The sequence below is a fragment of the Rhodospirillales bacterium RIFCSPLOWO2_02_FULL_58_16 genome (assembly GCA_001830425.1).
In the GTDB taxonomy this organism is placed as follows: Bacteria; Pseudomonadota; Alphaproteobacteria; order Rhodospirillales; family 2-02-FULL-58-16; genus 2-02-FULL-58-16.
Genome location: MIAA01000016.1, coordinates 184,727 through 204,731 on the forward strand (window position 1 = coordinate 184,727; position 20,005 = coordinate 204,731).

The following is a 20,005-nucleotide window of genomic DNA, read 5'->3' on the forward strand; positions in this document are numbered from 1 at the left end:
CAGAGGAGGATAGAGAAAAAAGAAAAAGCAGGAAAAAGACCTCGCTTAATCTTCTCTGTGCCTCTGTGTTAAAAAGTCTTTTGTTGGATAGTGCGGATTTTAACCATCCGGGATGAGACAATCTTGCCGCTGCGCATGCCATAATTAAACCAATATTATATATCCCAATGGCGCTCATGGACGAAGAGGGGAGAGTTTCTTTGAAAAAACGGCTCATTGCCGGGGGGCTGCTGGTCTTTTCCCTGATGTTGCCGGCGCCGCCGCCCGCCGTGGCCGGGGAGGACCTGTCCATCGGCAGGATGCGGCTGATGATCTGGCCCGAGCATGATGATTCCGGGGTTCTGGTTGTCTATGACGGCAGATTCGTCGAGGACGCCGAATTTCCCGCCAAGACAAGCTTCTTTATCCCCAAGGACGTGGTTATCAACGACATGTGCAGCCTGTCGCCGACCGGCCAGCATTTCTGCCAGCTTTACGCCGTCGAGAAGGGGCAGGTTGAGGACACGGCGCATCTGTCGTTGCCGTTCGCCAATTTTTATCTCAGCTTCCATACCCCCGCCCTTGACGTCGATTCCGCGAAAAGGCAATTCGATTTCAGGCTGAAAGCGAATCATGCGATCCGCAATCTGGAGATTGATATCCAGCAGCCCCTGCGTTCAAGCGAATTCAATATTTCCCCGGCCGGCGGCGAGGTGATCGAGAAAAAAGGCTTTAATCATTTCAAGTATGTCCTGAACGACATCGCCAGGGGCGACGAGAAGCTGATCAGGATCAACTACATCAAGAAGGACCGCGAACCCTCCGTCGATCTCAAATTCGCGTCGATGAGCAGCCCCAGGGTGTGGGGATCGCCCTATGAGGCCCAGAGGAAGGCGAAGACGCTTGTTTATGTGATCTTTGCCGGCGGCTTGGCGGCGGCGGTGAGCGGCCTTGCCTGGATCGTCGTCGCGAGAAGAAGAAAGAAATCATCGTCATGAATATGCTCGGCAAGCGTTTCGGCTTTTTCTTGTCGGCGTTGTTGGTCGTCATGCTTATGGCGCCGGGCGGCGCTTTTGCCCTTACCGTCGGCGAGGTGGTGAAGGATTTGGCTTGTCCCTGCGTCTGCCCTCTGGTGCTTGAAGACTGCAACATGACCTGCGGGCTGGAGTGGAAGGACGAGGTGGGGAACCTGATCAAGAAGGGCATGACCAAGCAGGAAATCATCGACCATTTTGTACGCACATACGGCGAAGACGCCCGCTTGACCGCCTTGCAAAAGCTACAAGGCAAGACATATCAGTTCACCAGGAGCTTCGGCGTTATGGAATGGACGATGTTGTGGGCGGGCGTCGGCTTCTGGGTTTTGGTTCTGTTTTTCGGGATTTATCTGGGGGTCAGGAAACTGCGCTCCAAGGCGTACGCAGCGTGACCGGCTTGCCATATGGGCATTCAAGCGAATATCAATAGTCTGTGAAATCAATCTTGCTCAGTTTTGTAATCTTTATGCTCCTGTTGGGGACGGTCTCCGTGGCCGGGTTTATCTATGTGGTGGAGCCGGGGCCGGAGGGACGAATCGGTTTCCTCAAGGCCACGGGCAGGCTGCTGCTCTATAAATACGCCCTGATCGACAGCCTGAAGCCGAGGGAGATCAGGCGTCTTTATGAAAGCTCCTGCACAAGGAAATGCCACGGCAAGGCCGTCATCGAGGACAAGCCGCGCACCGCCATGGAATGGGGGCAGATCGTCGAGCGCATGGGGGCCGGCGATCGCGCCGATCTCGCCTTCAATGAAAAAAAGACGATTATCGAGCATCTGCAAAGGAACTATCTGTCCAACGTGCCGACCATCCTGCCCGACCACACCATGCGGTTTCTCAAAAAGCATTTGTGGCGGCTGGATTTCGGCGAGAGCGATCTTTACTTCGACATTATATATATGCCGCTCAAGCACCGCCGCTTTATGCCGTATCTGGCGCTGAAGGCGCAGCCGACGAACGGCGATGAGGCGGTTTTTATCGTCTATGTGAATACCCACACGGGGATTATTCCCTCGTGGGACATGAGCAGGATCACCACGATTACCAACGGCGAGGGCCGCGAGACGAAGGCCGTCGGCTGGCAGATTCTGTTTGAAGACGTGGACAAGCATCATCGCCAGGGCATTCTTACCTTTCCGGAAATCGGCAAGGAGGGGGACGCCCTGACGTTGACGATCAAGCCCGAGGGAATGAAGGAAAGGATTTTCCAGTGGACCCTGCCGGTCCCCGATTATGTCGAGGCGGGTAAATGAGCAAAGGGATTTTGCCGGCGTTGTTGTGCCTGCTTTTCCTGTCGGGGTGTGATGGGGGTTCAGGGGCCGGAGCCGTCGAGAAAGGGCCGGCGCCTGATTTCATCCTCCGCCTTTTCGACGGCGGCGTTTTTCGCCTCGGCGAACACAGGGGAGAGGCGGTGGTCGTTAATTTTTTTGCTTCGTGGTGTCTGGTCTGCGGCGTCGAGGCTTCCGATATCGAGGCCGCGCATCAGGAGTTCGCCGCCCGCAAGACGGTTTTCGTCGGCGTCGCCGTTCAGGATACCGAGAAGAAAGCCGAGGAGTTCGCTAAAACCCACGGCTACACCTTTGCCGCCGGCTTTGATAGGGACGGCAAGATCGGGCGGTCATATGGGGTTCACGGCATGCCTGTCACCTTCGTTATCGACGGCAAGGGCGTTATCAGTCGTATTCGCGCCGGCGGCATTACGGCGGCGATGCTCAGAAATGATCTGGAAAAGGTTCTTGAATGAGATTGACGGGGCGGGTTCTTGCGGTCGTTTTATGGTCGGCGCTGCTGTTGCCGCCGGTTATCGGCTGCGAGGAAGAGGTAATCGTCAAAAGAGAGCCTGCGCCCGACTTTGTCCTCAAACTGTTTGACGGCGGGGAGTTCAACAGCGCCGATCACAAGGGCAAGGCGATGGTGGTTAATTTCTTCGCCTCATGGTGCCTTCCGTGCAAGGTTGAAGCGCCGCATCTTGAAAAGGCCTACCGGGAGTTCAATATTAAACAGGACGATCCGGCCCGCAAGGTCGTCTTTCTCGGCGTCGCCATCCAGGACACGGAGGACGCGGCCATGGGCTTCGTCAAGGCGGCGGGGATAACTTTTCCGGCGGGGCTTGACGCCGATGATAAAATCAAGGAGGCCTTCGGCGTGTATGGCTTGCCCACCACTTTTTTCGTCGATGGGAAGGGCATCGTCAGTTACACGTTCGCCGGGGGAATGACCGAGGTATTGTTGAGCAATGAACTGGACAAGATACGTTTTTAATTTCCCCGCTCTTGTTGTTTTCCTGATCCCGGCGCTGTTCGGGTGTCTGGGCGACGACATCAAGCCGCTGGCGGAAGGCGTCGCAGCGCCCAAGGCGACGCTCACCCTGCTCAACGGCGAGACCAGGGAAGTGACCGATCATCCCGGCAGGGGTCAGGTCGTCACTTTCATGTCGTCATGGTGCCCGTGCTCCAATGATTCGATTCCGATGTTCAAGAAAGCCTTCAAGCTTCACGGCGAGAACCAACGCCTCGCTTTCCTGATGATCGGCATCCAGGATTCCCGCGACAAGTTCGCGGAAACGGTCGGTAAATGGGACATTCCCTTTCCCGCCGGTTTTGACGCGGGCAACAAGATCGCCAGGACTTACGGCGTCAAGCAACCGCCGACCACCGTCTTTATTGATAAGGACGGCAAGGTGAAGAAGTTTTTCTACGGCAATATCAAGGATGTCGAGGAAGATTTCTATAAATGGCTTGAGGGGCTGGTCTAGTGGTCGGATTTTTCGAGGCCGGCCTACAGGGGTTTGCTTCTTTCTTTTCGATCTGGCAGGCCTGTATCGCCCAGATCAGCCCGTTTTTCATGGCTTTTATCATCGGCCTTTACTTCATGGCCTGGCGCAGGGGAGCGCCTCCGTCCATGGTTCGGCGCACGGTGTTTCCGTCCGTGATTTACATGGCCGGGTTCAGCGCGCCCTACGCCCTGATGACGGCGACAGGGCTGCCCGTCGGGCGCTTGATGGCCTATCACAGCGGAACCCTTTCCGTTATCGCCGGCATCGTTATCCTGCTCATCGGCTTGTTTATGACGCTTTATGGCCGCGTTGCCTTTATCACAAAGCTGGACACTCCTCTTTATATTGCTTTTATGTCGCTGCTGCTGGGGATCGCCTTCGCCCTTGTCTATTCGCCGTGCATCACCCCGACCTTGTCCAAGATTATGGGCATCGCCTCGCAGCCGAAAACGGCGATGACGGGAGCGATCCTTGCCTTTTTCTACGCCGTCGGCATATGCGTAGCTTTTCTGATCACCGGCGTCGTCCTGGTGCGCCTGTTATCCTCGGTCGGCGTCATGAGGCGCAATCCCGGCAGGGTCAAGGACAGTTGCGGCGCAATTCTCTGCGTTCTCGCCTTCCTCAACATCAGCGGCACGATGATTTTGTATAAAGCTTTCGTTCTCGGCTTTTTTGTCAAATAAATGCGCGACGGCCTCAAGCCGCCCAAGGGGCTTAAAAAACAGTTCTTCGGCGTTATTCTTGTCATTATTGGGCTGATTGATATTGTCGTTACCCGCTTTATGTATGATCAGACGGACGGCATTGATCTGTTTTTTATCGCCGCCGGTGTCGGCGTGTTTGTTTTCGGTTCCGTCCAGAGGCGGAAAAACGAGCGGGAATCATAAGCGGCGAAAGCCCCTTGATTCATTAGGGATATGAAAATTCAGGCGATCAGGCGAAAAATCTTGACAAGGGAGGGGGACAACTGGAAAATCACAATCGCGTGAACTGGGGGGAGAAATCGCCCGATTTATATTAGATTGCGGAACTAGGTTCTTAAATAATCGTAAGTAGTTCCACATTAATCGGGCCGGTATTTTTCTGCCGGCAAGTTATTGAAGTGTACAGGGCGTCAAGCGCCCTGTAGTTCGGGTTTTGATTATTTTGCTGATAACTGGGGTTTAGACAATTCTGATGATCGATTTACGAGGGCGTTTTTCCGGTCGGCTTGATTAATTCCGGGACTGCGGCTTCACAGGAAGTAAAGGGAATTACTGTGCAATACAAAGGGGGTAAGAACATGCATGGAAAGTTAAGCAAGTTCATTTATAAGGGTCTTCTTCCGGGGATGCTTTTTTCAGTCGGCATCGCCGCTTCGGGGACTGCAAGCGCCGAATTGGCCAGCCAGGGCGGCGACCGCGACTGGTTGAACTATGACGGCGGCACGTCGACGACCGACTCGCCGACCATCGATCCGATGATCATGTACAACGCCGGCGGTCTTGACGGCAAAGTCGCCGTCATCGGCATTCCGTCGATGAGGACGTACCGTCACATCGATTGCGGCGTCGATCTTCATGAAATCCTGTTCGGCGGCTCCAACGCCGGCAACAAGAATTTCTCATCCAACGGAACGTTCGCCTACGTCAACGACAAGGGCGCCAACACCATCTGCGAAATCAATTTGCAGACCGGCATGTTGCAGCGGATAATGGCCATGCCGTTCCCGTTCGGTCTTCACCATATTACGATGGATCCCAAGGGTGAGTACCTGTACGGCTCCGGCGAGTACACCGGCAAGATGGCGAAGGTCGAGATCAAGTCCGGCAAGACCCAGATCATCGATTGGGGTCCTTCGCCCAGCGCTCCCGACTATCTGGACGCCGACAAGAAGGGCCGTTACATCTTCTCCGGCAACTACTACCACTCGACGGTCGGCGTTTTCTCCACCAACCCGTTCAAGTACATCAAGGAAATTCCGGTCGGCAAGAATCCGCACGGCACCGACGTGATCCCAGAGAGCACCAAGGTTATCGTCAGCGACAAGCTGTCGGCGACGATGACGGTTATCGATGTTGAAAAGCTGGCGGTGATGAAGGTGTTCCCCACCTGCGCCGGTCCGCTTCACTCGGTGATGGACGTTTACAACAAGGACGGCGGTCCCTACCATCCCGGCAAGGACTCTCACGACGGCCTGACCTCGAAGTACGCTTATGAAAGCTGCTTCGTCGCCGACGCCAACGTGAAAATCGACCTTAACAAACTTGAGGTGGTTGACGAAATCCCGACGCACTATCGCACGGGCCACATCATGATCAGCGCCGACAACAGCTACGTTTTCGCGCTGAACAAGTTCTCGACCGGCCTGTTCACTCCGACGGGCGTTGTTTACCCGGTTAACTTCGAGATGTGGGACGCCAGGGAAGCCAGTCCGACCTACGGCAAGACCCTGAAAATCATCCCCGTGGACGGCGAGCCTCATAACTCCAAGTCCATCTTCGGCGATCAGGTCAAGGACTGGACCATGGGCCAAGCCGAAAAGGGCGGGCTTATCAGCGCCTCGACCCCGATGCTGGCTCCTGCTCACCGCTCCGGCGCGAAGATCACTTATCTGCCGAAGTCCACTGAAAAGCCCGGCGTTCGCACCGTGGACGGCGTAAAGGAACTCCACGTCAAGGCGTTCTCTTACGGCTATATCCCGCGTATGTTGAGGGTGAACAAGGGCGACAAGGTTCGCATCTTCGTCACCAACATCGACCAGGCGGCGGGCATCACCAAGAACCCTGACGTCACCATGGGCTTTTTGATCTATGGGCCGTATGGGCTTAAGACCAACCTTAGCCTGCCGCGCGGCATCACTGCGGTGACCGAGTTCGTCGCCGACATCGCCGGCGAGTACAGCGTCTTCTGTCAGCACTTCTGCGGTCCTCTGCACCTGGAAATGCGGGCGGAGTTCTTCGTGGACGATACGGCGAAGGGACCGTCCAACCTGTCGGTAGGCGACTACGACAAGGCCCAGACTCTTCCGGGTCTGCTTGAGCCGGGTGAAATCACGATCAACAAGGTGGTTGACAGCCTCTAGGTTGTTCGCTCAGGCTTGTTGATACGGCTTGAAAACTCATCCCCCCTTCCATAAGAAGGGGGGATGAGAGTTTTCAGGGGACGGCGTTCGGGAAAAATGAAAATGGTTTCTTTCATTAAAAGAACATTTGCGATTGCCTTGATTTCGGCAGTCGGCGGCTTTGCGGCCGGATGCGGCGAGGATCGGCCGCTGCCTGAGGAAAAAGCCGAGGCCGTCGTTAAAAAATTTTATGAATACATTTCCGAAGCCAAGATCAGGGGGGGGAATCTTCTGATTCGCGAGGCCTACAAGCTGATCAGTTCCAAACAGTCCAATCTCGGTCAGCCGAAATTCATTGAGATCATTGACAAGTATCCTTCCGGGTTTAAGGTCGAAATCGTCGGCAGCGTCGTCAAGGGCCGACATGCCGATGTGACCATCGAATATAAAGTACCTTCTGCTTTCGGCGATATGATGGCCGTGCGCACCGGGATTCCGCTGAATGTCGATGAGGAAACCAATACCTGGAAAATAGATTTTACGGGGGAAACCGACGGCCAGGACGTGGCGGCGATAAAAAAAATGGATACGCCGCCGGCGCCGGCCAAAAAGCCTGAGACGGGGGAAAAATAAGGAATGCTGGCAAAAATTAGCGAATGGCTGGACGAAAGGGTCGGGCTGAGGGACAATTCCAGACGGAAAATGGGACAGGCCGTTCCCGCCCATATGTTTTTTTACTGTTTCGGCGGGATATCGTTGTTCATTATCGCGCTTCAGGCGTTGACCGGCGTCTACATGCTTTTCTTTTATACTCCTCATCCCGAGCTGGCGCTGAAAAGCATCGAGGCGATGAGCAACGACGGTTCTTTCGGCTGGTTTTTCAGGAACATGCATCGTTGGGGCGCCACCGTGCTGCTCGCCGCCATCCTTACCCATGTGGTCACCGTTTTTTACCAGAAGGCTTATCGTCGCCCCCGCGAATTAAATTGGACGTCCGGAGTTTTGCAGTTTCTGGTGGTTGTCCTGTTGCTGGCGACGGGGATCATCCTGCCCTGGGACTGGCGGGCCTATTGGTCCTTTGCGTTATGGGTCGATTATTTTGAAACATGGCCCGTCGTCGGCGACTTTTTGAAAAATCTCCTGCTCGATACCTTTACGATCAACCGGGCGTTCGTCATTCATGTGTTGATTTTACCTATCGTTCTGGTTCTGCTGTTACGTTTCCATTTTGCAATGGTGAGGCGTCACGGCATTTCAGAGCCGTTGTAGGGCAGGGGAGGATTTAAGACATGGCAGATACCGAGATGTTCCGCGATCCCAAGTACGATCCGCCCTATCCTCAGGAGTTTTATCGTTTCTGGCCGAGGCATGTGATCAAGGCCGGCGTCTGCGTTGTTTTGACGCTGGCGGCGATTGTCGCCTTGTCTGTTTACTATATGGTGCCGACCGATCCCGCCATGCCGCCTTTGCCCGACGAGGGCATGTTTATTCCGGCCCCCGAGTGGTATCTTTTCGCCATCTTTCAGCCCTTCTGGTATCTGGCCGGGGATAATGTCGCGTTGCGGCCTGTCTTTACGTTTTGGCTGCCGGTCGGACTTGTCGTTTTTTTCCTGGCGATGCCGCTGCTGTTCGGCAGGAAGAGATGGTCCGGGGAAAGAGCGTCCCGCAGCAAGAAGCTTCTTATGTGGGGGGGCGCTTTGCTCGTTTGGTGCGGGCTGATCGGCGGCGTTGTCGGCAGCGGCTATCCGGCCAAGTCCACGGGGTGCCTGTCCTGCCATAATTTCATGATGGGGACGCGCCAGGCCTTGCCGCCGGCCAACATCGGCAAGTTTTATCGGGAAGAGCGCGAGCAGCAGATCAAGGTCGGCAAGTACAAGATCGGCGATACCGCCGGCGTCGGCCAGTCCTACAAGGACGCCAACTGGCAGCTCAGGCACTTTTACGAGCCGACGATGACCTGGTAAGCGAGAGCGGCAAGACAAGATGCAATATGGAGCTTGCCTGAAGTTTTTTACCGTCCTCGCGGTGGTTGCATGCCTGTCGGCGTCGGGCGGGGCAGGCGCCGCCGCTCCGTCGATTCAGGAAGTCCTGCTGCCTGACGATCTTAGCGCGCCCAACGCGATCATCGTCGATGACGCCGGCAAGGTATGGTTCGCCGAGAAGATCGGCAAAAAAATAGCGGCGTACGATCCCGAGGCAAAAACTTTTCGTTCCTTTGCCGTTCCCGCGTCGTGGGGCAATGTCGGACCGTCCAGGATCGCCGTCGGGCCGCAGGGCAAAATCTGGATTACCGTGCAGAGGTGGGCGGATACCGTCGATCGAACGAATATCCTCGGCGAATTATCGCCTGCCGACGGCTCTTTCAAAAAACATGACCTGTACTTCAAGGCCGGCGCCGGGGAATTGCTGGTCGATCAGGACAGGGTGATCCCCGAGGACCTGCTGGTGGACGGCAAGGGGAACGTGTGGTTCCTGGTTCCCGGCGAAAACGCGCTTTACCGGTATGATCCGGCGGATGGAACGTTGAAGGGCTATCCGATTCCGACCGTCGATTGCTATCCCAGGGGGATTGTCATTGACGGCAAGGGGATCATCTGGTTCGGCGAGGCCAACGCCAATAAAATCGCCGGGTTTGACCCGAAGAGCGCGACATTCAACGAATATGAAATACCGGCGCTTTTTTCCGGCGTCGGCGAGCTTGCCGTCGATGCAAAGGGGAAAATCTGGTTCGTCGAGGTGAGAAACAACAGGCTCGGCGTTTTCTCCCCCGACAGCGAGCGTTTTGACGAGGCGATGCTTCCTGCGGCGCGAAGCCTGCCCAGCGATCTGGTCGTCGATGCCTCCGGCAAAATATGGTTTCTGGAGTATCTTGAGAACAAGGTCGGCATGTTTGATCCCGAACAGGCGTTGTTCAAGGAATATGTCATCCCCACTCCCGGCAGCCTGCCCGGCGGCATCGCTATTGACGTCGGGCGGTCGCGGCTGTGGTTCTCTGAATCCAATACTGAGGCCAGGCGGTTGGGAATGCTGGATATCGGCGGGACGGCCATGGCCGGGAATAACGATGATTCCGCTTCGATCAAGAAGGCCGCCTCGGAAAAGAACAAGTCCGCCGACGGCGGCTATCTTAATTTAATTCTCGCCTTCGGAATGCTGCTGGCGGTCGGGGCGGCGTTCGTCTTTATTTCAAGACGAGGCGCCGGGAAGTGAAATTTTTTTTATTTGCGGCGCTGCTCTGCCTTGTCGGGTTCTCGCCCACACATGCCCAGGAGTGGGGGGGCGCCTTCAAGAATTATCCCTTGCCGACGGACAATGCCTTGCCGTCAAGGGTGATCGCCGCCGCAGACGGCTCGGTTTGGGTTCTTGAAGCCAATGCCGGCAAGATCGCCGTGTTTCAGCCCGACAAGGAAACCTTCGCCGAATATGACATTCCGACGTCGAACAGCTTTCCCACCGATTTTGCCTTTGATCCTTCGGGCAGGTTGTGGTTCACCGAACAGGACGCCAATCAGTTAGGCGTGTTTGATCCCGTCGCCAAGACGTTCAAGGAATATGATATCCCGACGATTGACAGCTTTCCGCGTCGGCTGATCGTCGACGGCAAGGGCATTGTCTGGTTTACCGAGTTCTACGGCAACGCGATCGGGCGATTTGATCCGAAAACCGAGAAATTTATCGAGTATGCCGTTCCGACCAAAAACAGCCGTCCGACCGGAATACTGCTGGATAAGGACGGTCAGGTATGGTTTGTCGAAACCGAGGGCGACAAGTTCGGCGTACTTGATCCGAACGGCGGCGCCATTAAGGAATTTCCGTTCGTCGAGGCGTTTCTCAGCCCCAAGGATATCATCATGGATGCGTCCGGCGTCATCTGGTTCGGCGCCCGCACCAGGAGCAAATTAGGGATGTTTAATCCCGCTGACGGCAAGTTTGAAGGGTATGATCTGCCGGTCAGGGGGGTTATTGAAGGAATGGCGGTAGACAAGAGAGGAAATATCTTGTTTTCTCTCGGGCATGTGGGTAGGCTAGGCGTGTTTGATACTGGGTCCAAGAGTTTTCTGGAGGTTAAGGTGACGCTGGGGTCCAGCGAGCCTGACGGACTTGATGTTGATGGCCATGGGGATATTTGGTTCACCGACATAACCCGGAATTCATTGGTTAAAGTAAACGGTGAAGAAATTTCTAAATTGTGGCTGTAATAAAAGTTTTTTCTAGGCAAGGGGGATATAATTATGCGGCTTGAGATTAAAACAGCGTGGATGGCGGCTCTCGGCACATTTTTGCTGGTTTCGGCGTCTACGGGCGCCAAGGCGGAAGAAGCCAGGTGTACGCTCAGTGATGGCGCGAAAGTGGTTTGCCCCGTCCATACGGACGCGGACCTGAAGGCGGCGACAGACGCCTACGCCAAGGAATCCCAATCCATGGGCACCGGCACCGCCGGCAGCACCTACGGCGTCGCGCCGTTTGATCGCCTGACCGGCGTCGGCAAGGCTTTCAGCAACAAAGACAAGAAATCCGACATTAAAAACATCAGCGGCTACGGTGCCGCCTCGGGCAAGACCGAGTTGTGGGACCGCGTCAGGAAGCCCACCGAAGGCGAAGGCATCTATAACCAGTGGACGCATAACTGGTCGCCGACTTTCAAGGAAACGCTGGTTCCCGGCGCCGATCCTAACGCCGGCAAGCAGTGGTACTACTTCTATTGCGTCGCCTGTCACGGCTGGGGTCTCCAGGGCGATGGTCCGAACGCGCTGTCCGTCGAACCGCGCCCGCGCATCCTGACCAAGGGCGACTACATGAACAAGAAGTCCAACCTGCAGCTCTTTGAAGTCATCAAGGGCGGCGGCGAGGCCGCTAATCTGTCCTCGGCCATGCCGGTCTGGGGCAACATCCTTCAGGACCAGGACATCTGGAACCTGATCGCCTTTGTGCGGGCGATGGCCGACGTCGGCGCGCCCAAGACCATCGAAGAGTACTTGAATCCCAAGTCGACCTTCAAGCCGCTCAAGGATGACGTTACGGCTTTGAACGCTTCCAAGAGCAAGGCTTTTGCCGAGGTCAACGGAATGCTCGAAGGCGGCGGCGCCATTCCAGGCCGTGCCGCCGAAGGCGCTCTCAAGGGCAGCGGATACGTTGAAGGCGGTCTGCGCAAGACGCCGGAAAACGTTGGAATCAAGGCGAAGGAATAACTATATGCCGTTGAAGGGTTCCGGCTTCGCCGCCGGAACCCGGAAACGGGCGAAACAAGGGCTTGTGAGCGGCTGGTTTGCAGGTTCTTGACGGGGTTAGATTTTAAGGGGGGGCCGGAGGCGATTGAATCGCCGTCGGCCTCTTCTTGATTTAGGCCTTTGGTGTTATGTGTAATACCGGCGGCCTTAATTATTGGCCTATGGCGGCCCTCGCGCTTTCCCCTCCTTACCAGGGAGGGGGCAGGGGAGGTTGCCGCAACGACCCCCTCTAACTCTCCCTTGAAGCAAGGGGGAGGATTTTTTGGAGTAATTTTTTACGACCGCCGGAATAACCCACGATCACAAACGAAAGCGATGAAAAAGAAATTTTTCCTTACGGGATTTGTTATCGCTGCGATGGCGGGTCTGGTCGTCGTCGTGCCTAACCCGATGGGCGACAGGGTCATCAGTCAGGCGAAGGCGAGGGGATATCTTTCTTACTCCGCCGCCGAGGCGATGGAGCTGGCGTTCAAGCGGTGTTCCGCCTGTCACCCGGAAGAAAAAATACTCAAGTACTGTTCGCGATGCGGCCCCCCGTTTATCGTTGTGACGCATTTCATGAAAAGATATATAGATATCGCCAGGGCGCAGGGAGTGGATATCGAACAGCTCAGGGATGCCGAAGTCGTCGCCATCGCGCAGGCGTGGAACGGCATAATCGGCAACTGGGAAAATGATTGGCCGCAAAAGGATATCAAAAAGCTTCTTGAGGGCGACAGGGCGCTGATCACTCTTTTGGAAACGCCGGAAAAAGACAGGCCGATTGAAGCGGCGCTGAAAGACAAAAGCGTTCCGGGGGTTTATATGAGAGACGGTCTGGGCATGGAAAACAAAGAAAAAACCGGCGCGGGACAACAGAAAAAAGAAAAAGAACCGTCATGATCGAAGTTGAGAACCTGACGAAAGATTACGGCACACATCTCGGCATCGACGGACTTACCTTCTCGGCGGAAAAAGGCGAGCTGTTGGGGTTTCTCGGCCCTAACGGGGCCGGGAAGACGACCACCATGCGGATTCTCACCTGCTTTTTCCCCGCCACCGGCGGAAAGGCCGTAGTCGCCGGATTTGACTGTTTTGAGGACTCTTTGGAGGTCCGCAAGCGGCTGGGCTATCTGCCGGAGAACGTGCCGCTGTACAAGGACATAGCGGTCGAGGATTACCTGAACTTCGTCGCCGGCGTTAAGGGCGTGGACGCCAAGGACGTCAAGAGGCGCGTCGGCAAGGTGGTGAGCGAGTGCGGTCTCGCCGAATATGCCAAGCGGATGATCGGCGAACTGTCCAAGGGCTACCGGCAAAGGGTGGGGCTGGCCCAGGCGCTGGTAAATGATCCGGAGATTCTTGTCCTTGACGAGCCGACCAACGGTCTTGATCCGCGCCAGATCAAGGAAATCAGGAAGCTGATCATCGAATTGGCCGGGCAACGCACGGTGATTCTTTCCAGCCACATCCTTCCCGAAGTCAGCATGGTCTGCAAGAAGATCGTGATTATCGACAAAGGCAAGCTGGTGGCGGTGGATACTCCGGAAAATCTGGTGTCGAACCTTCATGAAGCCACTAAAATGCACATGATCATTAACGGCCCTTCCCAGGCGATAATGAAGGAAATCCGCCAGGTTAAAGGGGTCGCCAAGGTGGAACATGACAAGGACTCCAATGTTTTCATCGTCAGCATCAAGAAAGGCGCCGATGCGCGTCAAAGCATTCCGCCGGTGATCGTCAATAACAACTGGGACCTGGTGGAGATGCGCGCCGTTCAGGCGAGTCTGGAGGACGTCTTTCTCCATCTGGTGACGAAAGAGGAAGGCGCCTAAGTATGCGGAACATCGGGCTTATTTACAAAAAAGAACTTAGTTCATACTTTAATTCCATTATCGCCTATGCGGTTATCGCCATCTTTTTGGTGATAACCGGCTTTATGTTCAACCAGTTGGTCGATTACTACTCCCTGCTGAGTTTCAAGGCGCAGGGAGACCCCATGCTGGCCAAGCAGTACAACCTGTTGAACGTCACCGAAACGGTGGTGAGGCCGATGTTCGGCCAAATGTCGATGGTGATGCTGCTGATGATGCCGCTGCTGTCGATGAAGCTGCTGGCCGACGAGAAAAAGAGCGGCACCATGGAACTCATTCTCACCTACCCGATTCGGGACTGGGAGCTGGTTATCGGCAAGTTTCTGGCCTGCCTGACGGTGTTTGCCGCCATGCTGGCGTCCACCGTCACCTACCCCATTTTGCTGATTAACCTGGGCGAGCCTGAAATAGTGCCTGTCATCACCGGCTATTTCGGTCTTTTTTTGATGGGGGCGGCCTTCATCTCGCTGGGGCTTTTCACCTCTTCGGTAACCGAGAACCAGATTATCGCCGCCTCTCTGGCGCTGGGGCTGCTGTTCCTGTTTTATCTGATGAGCATGTCGGTAATGTATGTTTCGCCGGGTCTTGGCCGGGTCATCGGCTATCTTTCCATCAACGATCACTTCGCCGGCCTGGCCAAGGGCGTGCTCGATACCGAGGATATCCTTTACTACATAGGCTTTATCGTCATGTTCCTGTTTTTGACCCTGCGCTCGATTGAAACGCACAGGTGGCGGGGATGAATAACTCCAAGCCTGTTTTTCTCGGACTGCTGGGGGTTGTTTCCCTTCTCGCCGGCGGCGTCACCTACGCGATTACCGGCGAGTTCAGCGCCGTTCCCCTGCTGCTGGTCTGGGGCGGCCTGCTGCTGACAATGGTTTCTCTTTACGTCAACTTCGCCGGGGTCAGGGGCCTTATCGCCAGACGCTCCACCAAATTCGGCGCCAACATGCTGCTGATGATCGGTATTTTCGCCGTTATTATCGGCATGATCGGCGCCACGTCCATGAGGTACAAGTACCGGATCGATCTTACCGCGACCAAAAGGTACTCCCTGTCGCCGCAGACTGTGAAGATACTGAAGACGCTGGAGCGGGACGTGGACGCCATTGCCTTTTATCGATCCGATGAAAGGACCAGACAGGCGATGAACGACCTGTTGCAGGAGTATTCCTACCATTCGCCGAAGTTCAAGTACTGGTTCGTCGATCCCGACAAGAGGCCGGTCGAGACCGCCAAGTACGGGGTGACCTCATATCGCACCACCTTGATCCGCAGCGGCGACCGCGAAGAAATCGTCGGCTTTGAATCCGAGGAAAAGGTCACCAATTCCCTGTTGAGGGTTCTCAAGGACGAGGTGAAGACCATTTACTTCGTTAACGGGCATGGCGAGCATCCTCTTGATGACGCCGAAAAGCCCGGATACAAGACGGCCAAGGAAGCCCTGGAAAAGGATAACTTCAAGGTCAAGGACCTTTTGCTGGTCGGCGAGGGGGCTGTTCCCGAGGACGCCGCCGTTGTGGTGGTCGGCGGTCCCAAGAAGGATTTTCTGGAAGGCGAATTGAAAAAACTCGCCGATTATATCGGCAAGGGCGGCAAAGCGCTTTTTATGCTCGATCCCAGCCCGACCCCCGTTCTCGCCAAGTATTTGGCCGATTACGGATTTGTCGTCGGCAACGATATCGTTATCGACAAACGCGGCCAGATGATCGGCGCCAATTATCTGACGCCGGTGGTTACCGAGTATCACAAGGATCATCCTCTGGGCCGCGATTTCAGCGTCGCCACCTTCTACCCCGTGTCCCGTTCGGTGGAGATTACGGAAGACCCGACCAAGGGCAGCTACAATCTGGCCAAGACCGGCGCCAACAGTTGGTCGATGACCGAGGGCAAGCTGAACGAGGACGATATCAAGTTCAATCCGGCTTTGGATCGGCGCGGCCCCATCAACATCGTTTCGGTGACTACGGTTAAGGTCGAGGGCGAAGAAAGCAAGCCCCCCGTTGACTCGGCAGCCGACGAAACGGCGGGCATGGACGAGACCACCAGAAAGGCGCTTAAGGGATCGCAGGAGGAAGGACTCAGCTCGTGGGGCAAGATCGTCGTCGTCGGCGATTCCGACTTTGTCGGCAACGCCCACATCGGCCTTATGGGCAACAAGGATTACTTTTTGAATATGATCAGTTGGCTGGCCGAGGAAACCTCCCTTATTTCCGTCAGGCGTAAAACGGTGGGGGTAACGCCGATGCCTCTTTCCGACACTCAAAGCAAACTTGTCTTCTGGCTGTCGGTGGTGATTGCGCCGTCGCTGATTCTCGCCGTCGGCGGCGCCGTCGTCGCCCGCAGGAGGTGGGCGGCTTGAAGCTGTTCAGGAAAACCGCTTTCTGGATTGTCATGCTGGTCGCCGTCGCCGGCGCTTTTTCGCTGATTGACGAGCGATCCGACGTGGCCAAAAAAGTCGAGGAAGCCAATCTCAAACTGTTGCCTTACGGCGCCGATGACGTGGATGAATTCTGGACAAGGAGCGACGATAAGGAAATCCAGGTCAGGGCGGTTAAGGAAAAGGACGGATGGTGGCTGACCGCGCCGCTGAGGGCGAAGGGCGATCAGGAAGCCATCTCCAAACTTTTGAAGAATATCGTCAATTCCAGGAAAGACGCGGTGTTGTTTGAAATGCCGAGCATCGAGAAGCAGAAGGAACTGGGCCTGGACGATCCCAAGCGGGCGTTCGGCATCAAGGTCAACGGCAAGGACACGATCATCCAACTGGGAGACAAGGGGCCGACTCTCAACATCGCCTACGCCAGATTCGAAGGGGAAACCCGTGTTTTCCGCATTCATTCCGACGTGCGCAAGGAAGTGGGCGCCACCGTCTATTCGCTGAGGGACAAGGCCGTGCTTGCCCTCGATCCGTCGAAGCTGCGCCGCCTTGAACTGGAGCGCGAAAAAACGGACAAGGTGGTGATCGTTCATGACCAGGGCAAATGGGGCATGGTCGAGCCGCAGGAGGCGCGGGCCGATCAGGCCAAGGTGCTGCAAACCCTGTTTGATCTGAAGAACGCCGAGGTCAAGGAATTCCTGGACGAGGAGCCTTCCGAACTCGGGACCTACGGCCTGGACGCTCCTAAAATCAAGGTGTCCGTTCTCGGCGTGGACCAGGACAAGCCTTCGGCTCTTAACATCGGGATACGGGACAAGGTAAGGCGGGGATACTTCGCCAAGAACGACGACGCCGAACGGGTATTCCTTGTCGAGGAAGACCTGGTGAAGGCGCTTCTCGCCAATTCGGATAACTGGGTCGAGGCCGATTAGGGATGGGCGGCTTATGAACAAGAAAACACTGGTCATATTTTTGATTGCCTTCGCCCTTGGCGGCGCGGCGTCTTCTTATCTTCTCGGTTTGCTGACGGCGGGCGGAGACAAGCCGTCCGCCGAAACGGCCAAGTCGAAACCGGCGGGCCGGCCCGACTGGATGGCGCCGGAGGAAGCCGTGAAGGCCCTTGATCTTGCGGCCAGGCCCAAAGCGATGGGCGCGCCTGCTTCCGCGCCGGAAGAAAGGGAGAGGAGCCTTAAGGTCGGCGTCATCGGCCCCGAGAGCGGCGACGAGGCGGCTTACGGCCTGGCCGTAGTCGACGGCGTCATGATGGCGGCCGAGCGGTTCAATGCCGGCGGCGGCCTCGGCGGCAAAAAATTTGAGGTTCTCCACTTTGACAACAAGGGCGGCGATGCGCTGACCCGCGAGATTTTTAATAATCTTGTAGGCCAGGGCGCCATCGCCGTCTTTGCGGCGCCTACCGGATGGTCCACTTTCGCGGCGACCCATTTGGCTAATTCATCCGGGACCATTCTGATGTCGGTCGGCTCCCGAAGGCAAATCGGCCGTAGCGGCGATTATGTTTTTCAGTATTCCTTATCCGAGAACATCGCCGTTGACGATCTGATGAAGTTTGCCGCCGGCGAGTTGGGATACAAGATATACGCCGTGGTGACATCCTCGGCCTATGATTACTCTCTCGATCTCAGCTCCCATTTCAAGCGGACGATTTCCGCCCAGGGCGGGGCTATTGCGGTTGAAACGGATACTTACGACACTTTTACCGGCGAAAATAATATCTCCGCCGTCGTTCAGGTCCTGAAGAACAACCCGACCATGCCGCAGGCCGTTATCTATACCGGCGGCGCAAAAGAGGGGGCGGTTATCGCCCAGGCGATTGCCGAGGCCGGCCTGAAACTGCCGATCATCGGCGGCGAGGACCTGTTCAACGACGGATTTCTGAAGGGAGGCGAGGCGGTGCGCGGTTCTCTGGTTTACGCCACTTTTTCTCCCGATAACGGCGCTCCCGAAACGGCTGAATTCATGAAAAGCCACGCCGAGAAAAATTCCGGCGCTCCCGACCGCTTCACCGCTCTGGCTTATGACGCCTTCAATGTTGTCGCCGACTCGGTCAAGGCCGCCGACTCGCTGAAAAGCTCGAAGGTAAAGAAGGCGTTGCTGGGCGGCAAAGAATCCCACGGCGTCACCGGGGCGACCGGCTGGGACGCCGACGGCGTCGCGGTCAAGCATCCGTTCATTTACCGGGTCGAGGCGGGCAAGGGCGGAGAGAAATTCGTTCCGGTAAAAAGATAGGAATCGGTATGAGATTTGAGAAATTTCACTGGCGCTATTATTTCGGCGGCATCGCCCTTCTTTTGCTTTGCCTTCAATTGCTGATCGGCATTTTCCTGACGCTGTTTTATCAGCCTCACCTGGCCGAGGCTTATCTCAGCGTACAGGGCTTTTATAAAAACTGGGATGTTCCCGTCGGCGCATGGCTCAGGGACGGCCATCGCTGGGGCGCCTTCTTTTTATTTTTCGTGCTGGTTATTCATGTAGTCAGGAGTTTGTTGAGAAAGGATTTTCTTAATTTTGAGGCGCGCTCGCGGATCATCTGGATAACCGGCGGGCTGCTGCTGTTGCCGATGGGGGCGTTGCTGTTGACCGGATTTATCCTGCCGTGGGAGTGGAAGGGTTACTGGTGGATGGAAATGATCGCCAATTATTTCGGGTTCATTCCTTATATCGGCCCTTCCCTCCAGCAGTTCCTTATCGACGCCTTCACCATGAACAGGAACTTTGTCGCCCATGTGGTGATCCTTCCCGTTATTTCCATCGTGCTGCTGGACCTTCATATCTTTTCCAAGGTGCGCAAGCGCAAAGGCGGCATTCCCAGGTATCTTCTCAGGCATATGCTGCTTTCAGTTCCCTTTATCATCATCATTGCCGCCCTCGCCGTTTACCTCCCCATGCCGACCGCCGACCCGGAAATGATTCCGACGCCGCTGGAAGGCGAGAAGATACCGATGCCGGAATGGTTCCTGCTGATCTTTTTTGTTCCGTTCATGCATTTCAAGGACGCCATGGCCTCTTTTCTCGGCATTTATCTGGCGTTCGCGCTGTATTTAGGCCTGACCTTCCTGCCTTATTTTTTCAAACGATCCGCAGAGAAGACGGAAAAGCACGAACCCGGCGGCGACATCGTTTTCAAGGAATTCCGGCATGTTCTGGGGAATATGCTCAAGATCGGGTTTATGAGGAAACTGGTCGGGTTTCTCACCGTTTTTCTGGCGGCGGGGACGTTGTTCGGGTTTCTTTATTACGAGACCTACGCCTCTCCCACATTGGGATGCAACTCGTGTCACAACATCGCCATGGGGTCCGGAATCGGCTCGCCTCCCGATAATTTCAAGGACAGAAGCAAAGAACCGAAACTTGATAATTCGGTATGGATGATCGAACATTGGTTCTATCCGCAGCAGGCGTGGTAGGCGGAAAATACCTCAAAGCATAATCACCCACTTTGTATGGGGTTGACAGGGCGGACATTTGTTTGATAGCTAACCGCTGGGCTTGTAAAAAGCTGCGCGTAAGGCGCTGAAGTTTATTAGGGGGGGGAACTTAAAGAAGGGCGTGGCCGGTTATGTCCGTGCTTTTCTTTTACAAGGCTGCGTTTCTTTAAATCGGCTGATGAAAAATTAATGAATAGGGTCTCCGGTCAAGAGACAGCCTTTATTCGGCATGTCTTTGCGTCCGGGGCGGCCTACAGGAGATTAGGA

General features: G+C 55.6%; 22 protein-coding genes. All 22 read left to right on the forward strand.

Features of this window, described 5'->3' with window-relative positions; translation table 11 throughout:
• The first annotated feature begins 167 nt into the window (after nucleotides 1–167).
• Nucleotides 168–977, forward strand: coding sequence for a hypothetical protein (locus tag A3H92_02745; GenBank protein ID OHC75606.1), 810 nt, complete (start codon nucleotides 168–170; stop codon nucleotides 975–977).
• Nucleotides 974–1,408 carry a hypothetical protein gene (locus tag A3H92_02750; GenBank protein ID OHC75607.1) on the forward strand — a complete coding sequence of 145 codons (435 nt, stop codon included), beginning with the start codon at nucleotides 974–976 and terminating at the stop codon, nucleotides 1,406–1,408. The genes A3H92_02745 and A3H92_02750 overlap by 4 nt, the downstream gene beginning before the upstream one ends.
• A 41-nt stretch (nucleotides 1,409–1,449) precedes the next feature.
• A complete protein-coding gene (locus A3H92_02755; GenBank protein ID OHC75608.1) occupies nucleotides 1,450–2,268 on the forward strand; it encodes a hypothetical protein in 819 nt (272 codons plus the stop codon).
• Nucleotides 2,265–2,759, forward strand: a complete 495-nt coding sequence (locus A3H92_02760) for a hypothetical protein (protein ID OHC75609.1) — start codon at nucleotides 2,265–2,267, stop codon at nucleotides 2,757–2,759. Before A3H92_02755 ends, A3H92_02760 begins: the two co-directional genes overlap by 4 nt.
• Nucleotides 2,756–3,277 (forward strand): hypothetical protein, encoded by a 522-nt coding sequence (locus tag A3H92_02765; protein OHC75610.1) that lies wholly within the window; start codon nucleotides 2,756–2,758, stop codon nucleotides 3,275–3,277. The genes A3H92_02760 and A3H92_02765 overlap by 4 nt, the downstream gene beginning before the upstream one ends.
• Nucleotides 3,252–3,770 carry a hypothetical protein gene (locus A3H92_02770; protein OHC75611.1) on the forward strand — a complete coding sequence of 173 codons (519 nt, stop codon included), beginning with the start codon at nucleotides 3,252–3,254 and terminating at the stop codon, nucleotides 3,768–3,770. The genes A3H92_02765 and A3H92_02770 overlap by 26 nt, the downstream gene beginning before the upstream one ends.
• Nucleotides 3,770–4,474 (forward strand): hypothetical protein, encoded by a 705-nt coding sequence (locus A3H92_02775; GenBank protein OHC75612.1) that lies wholly within the window; start codon nucleotides 3,770–3,772, stop codon nucleotides 4,472–4,474. Before A3H92_02770 ends, A3H92_02775 begins: the two co-directional genes overlap by 1 nt.
• Nucleotides 4,475–4,678, forward strand: a complete 204-nt coding sequence (locus A3H92_02780; protein ID OHC75613.1) for a hypothetical protein — start codon at nucleotides 4,475–4,477, stop codon at nucleotides 4,676–4,678.
• Between the two features lie 395 nt (nucleotides 4,679–5,073).
• Nucleotides 5,074–6,855: a hypothetical protein gene (locus A3H92_02785; GenBank protein OHC75614.1), complete on the forward strand. Its 1,782-nt coding sequence runs from the start codon at nucleotides 5,074–5,076 to the stop codon at nucleotides 6,853–6,855.
• Between the two features lie 96 nt (nucleotides 6,856–6,951).
• Entirely contained in the window at nucleotides 6,952–7,467 is a 516-nt protein-coding gene (locus tag A3H92_02790) for a hypothetical protein (protein ID OHC75615.1), read from the forward strand.
• A gap of 3 nt (nucleotides 7,468–7,470) precedes the next feature.
• Entirely contained in the window at nucleotides 7,471–8,103 is a 633-nt protein-coding gene (locus tag A3H92_02795; GenBank protein ID OHC75616.1) for a hypothetical protein, read from the forward strand.
• Between the two features lie 20 nt (nucleotides 8,104–8,123).
• The gene (locus A3H92_02800) at nucleotides 8,124–8,798 is read left to right on the forward strand and encodes a hypothetical protein (GenBank protein ID OHC75617.1); all 675 of its coding nucleotides are present in this window, start codon (nucleotides 8,124–8,126) and stop codon (nucleotides 8,796–8,798) included.
• A 19-nt stretch (nucleotides 8,799–8,817) separates the two neighbouring features.
• The gene (locus tag A3H92_02805; GenBank protein OHC75618.1) at nucleotides 8,818–10,044 is read left to right on the forward strand and encodes a hypothetical protein; all 1,227 of its coding nucleotides are present in this window, start codon (nucleotides 8,818–8,820) and stop codon (nucleotides 10,042–10,044) included.
• Entirely contained in the window at nucleotides 10,041–11,033 is a 993-nt protein-coding gene (locus tag A3H92_02810; protein ID OHC75619.1) for a hypothetical protein, read from the forward strand. The genes A3H92_02805 and A3H92_02810 overlap by 4 nt, the downstream gene beginning before the upstream one ends.
• A 60-nt stretch (nucleotides 11,034–11,093) precedes the next feature.
• A complete protein-coding gene (locus A3H92_02815) occupies nucleotides 11,094–12,023 on the forward strand; it encodes a hypothetical protein (GenBank protein OHC75620.1) in 930 nt (309 codons plus the stop codon).
• A gap of 354 nt (nucleotides 12,024–12,377) precedes the next feature.
• Nucleotides 12,378–12,944 carry a hypothetical protein gene (locus tag A3H92_02820; protein ID OHC75621.1) on the forward strand — a complete coding sequence of 189 codons (567 nt, stop codon included), beginning with the start codon at nucleotides 12,378–12,380 and terminating at the stop codon, nucleotides 12,942–12,944.
• On the forward strand, nucleotides 12,941–13,873 hold the full coding sequence (locus A3H92_02825) for an MFS transporter (protein OHC75622.1): 933 nt from the start codon (nucleotides 12,941–12,943) through the stop codon (nucleotides 13,871–13,873). Before A3H92_02820 ends, A3H92_02825 begins: the two co-directional genes overlap by 4 nt.
• A 2-nt stretch (nucleotides 13,874–13,875) precedes the next feature.
• Nucleotides 13,876–14,655, forward strand: coding sequence for a hypothetical protein (locus tag A3H92_02830; protein OHC75623.1), 780 nt, complete (start codon nucleotides 13,876–13,878; stop codon nucleotides 14,653–14,655).
• Entirely contained in the window at nucleotides 14,652–16,274 is a 1,623-nt protein-coding gene (locus A3H92_02835) for a hypothetical protein (GenBank protein OHC75624.1), read from the forward strand. The genes A3H92_02830 and A3H92_02835 overlap by 4 nt, the downstream gene beginning before the upstream one ends.
• The gene (locus A3H92_02840; protein OHC75625.1) at nucleotides 16,262–17,224 is read left to right on the forward strand and encodes a hypothetical protein; all 963 of its coding nucleotides are present in this window, start codon (nucleotides 16,262–16,264) and stop codon (nucleotides 17,222–17,224) included. Before A3H92_02835 ends, A3H92_02840 begins: the two co-directional genes overlap by 13 nt.
• Before the next feature lie 13 nt (nucleotides 17,225–17,237).
• On the forward strand, nucleotides 17,238–18,539 hold the full coding sequence (locus A3H92_02845; protein OHC75626.1) for a hypothetical protein: 1,302 nt from the start codon (nucleotides 17,238–17,240) through the stop codon (nucleotides 18,537–18,539).
• A gap of 8 nt (nucleotides 18,540–18,547) precedes the next feature.
• Nucleotides 18,548–19,717 carry a hypothetical protein gene (locus tag A3H92_02850; GenBank protein ID OHC75627.1) on the forward strand — a complete coding sequence of 390 codons (1,170 nt, stop codon included), beginning with the start codon at nucleotides 18,548–18,550 and terminating at the stop codon, nucleotides 19,715–19,717.
• Nucleotides 19,718–20,005 lie beyond the last annotated feature (288 nt).

Bases quoted from the DNA above. Each gene is read 5' to 3' on its own strand.
- A3H92_02745 (OHC75606.1), top strand. From the start codon at position 168: ATGGCGCTCATGGACGAAGAGGGGAGAGTTTCTTTGAAAAAACGGCTC.
- A3H92_02750 (OHC75607.1), top strand. From the start codon at position 974: ATGAATATGCTCGGCAAGCGTTTCGGCTTTTTCTTGTCGGCGTTGTTG.
- A3H92_02760 (OHC75609.1), top strand. From the start codon at position 2,265: ATGAGCAAAGGGATTTTGCCGGCGTTGTTGTGCCTGCTTTTCCTGTCG.
- A3H92_02765 (OHC75610.1), top strand. From the start codon at position 2,756: ATGAGATTGACGGGGCGGGTTCTTGCGGTCGTTTTATGGTCGGCGCTG.
- A3H92_02770 (OHC75611.1), top strand. From the start codon at position 3,252: ATGAACTGGACAAGATACGTTTTTAATTTCCCCGCTCTTGTTGTTTTC.
- A3H92_02780 (OHC75613.1), top strand. From the start codon at position 4,475: ATGCGCGACGGCCTCAAGCCGCCCAAGGGGCTTAAAAAACAGTTCTTC.
- A3H92_02785 (OHC75614.1), top strand. From the start codon at position 5,074: ATGCATGGAAAGTTAAGCAAGTTCATTTATAAGGGTCTTCTTCCGGGG.
- A3H92_02790 (OHC75615.1), top strand. From the start codon at position 6,952: ATGAAAATGGTTTCTTTCATTAAAAGAACATTTGCGATTGCCTTGATT.
- A3H92_02795 (OHC75616.1), top strand. From the start codon at position 7,471: ATGCTGGCAAAAATTAGCGAATGGCTGGACGAAAGGGTCGGGCTGAGG.
- A3H92_02800 (OHC75617.1), top strand. From the start codon at position 8,124: ATGGCAGATACCGAGATGTTCCGCGATCCCAAGTACGATCCGCCCTAT.
- A3H92_02805 (OHC75618.1), top strand. From the start codon at position 8,818: ATGCAATATGGAGCTTGCCTGAAGTTTTTTACCGTCCTCGCGGTGGTT.
- A3H92_02815 (OHC75620.1), top strand. From the start codon at position 11,094: ATGGCGGCTCTCGGCACATTTTTGCTGGTTTCGGCGTCTACGGGCGCC.
- A3H92_02820 (OHC75621.1), top strand. From the start codon at position 12,378: ATGAAAAAGAAATTTTTCCTTACGGGATTTGTTATCGCTGCGATGGCG.
- A3H92_02825 (OHC75622.1), top strand. From the start codon at position 12,941: ATGATCGAAGTTGAGAACCTGACGAAAGATTACGGCACACATCTCGGC.
- A3H92_02830 (OHC75623.1), top strand. From the start codon at position 13,876: ATGCGGAACATCGGGCTTATTTACAAAAAAGAACTTAGTTCATACTTT.
- A3H92_02835 (OHC75624.1), top strand. From the start codon at position 14,652: ATGAATAACTCCAAGCCTGTTTTTCTCGGACTGCTGGGGGTTGTTTCC.
- A3H92_02845 (OHC75626.1), top strand. From the start codon at position 17,238: ATGAACAAGAAAACACTGGTCATATTTTTGATTGCCTTCGCCCTTGGC.
- A3H92_02850 (OHC75627.1), top strand. From the start codon at position 18,548: ATGAGATTTGAGAAATTTCACTGGCGCTATTATTTCGGCGGCATCGCC.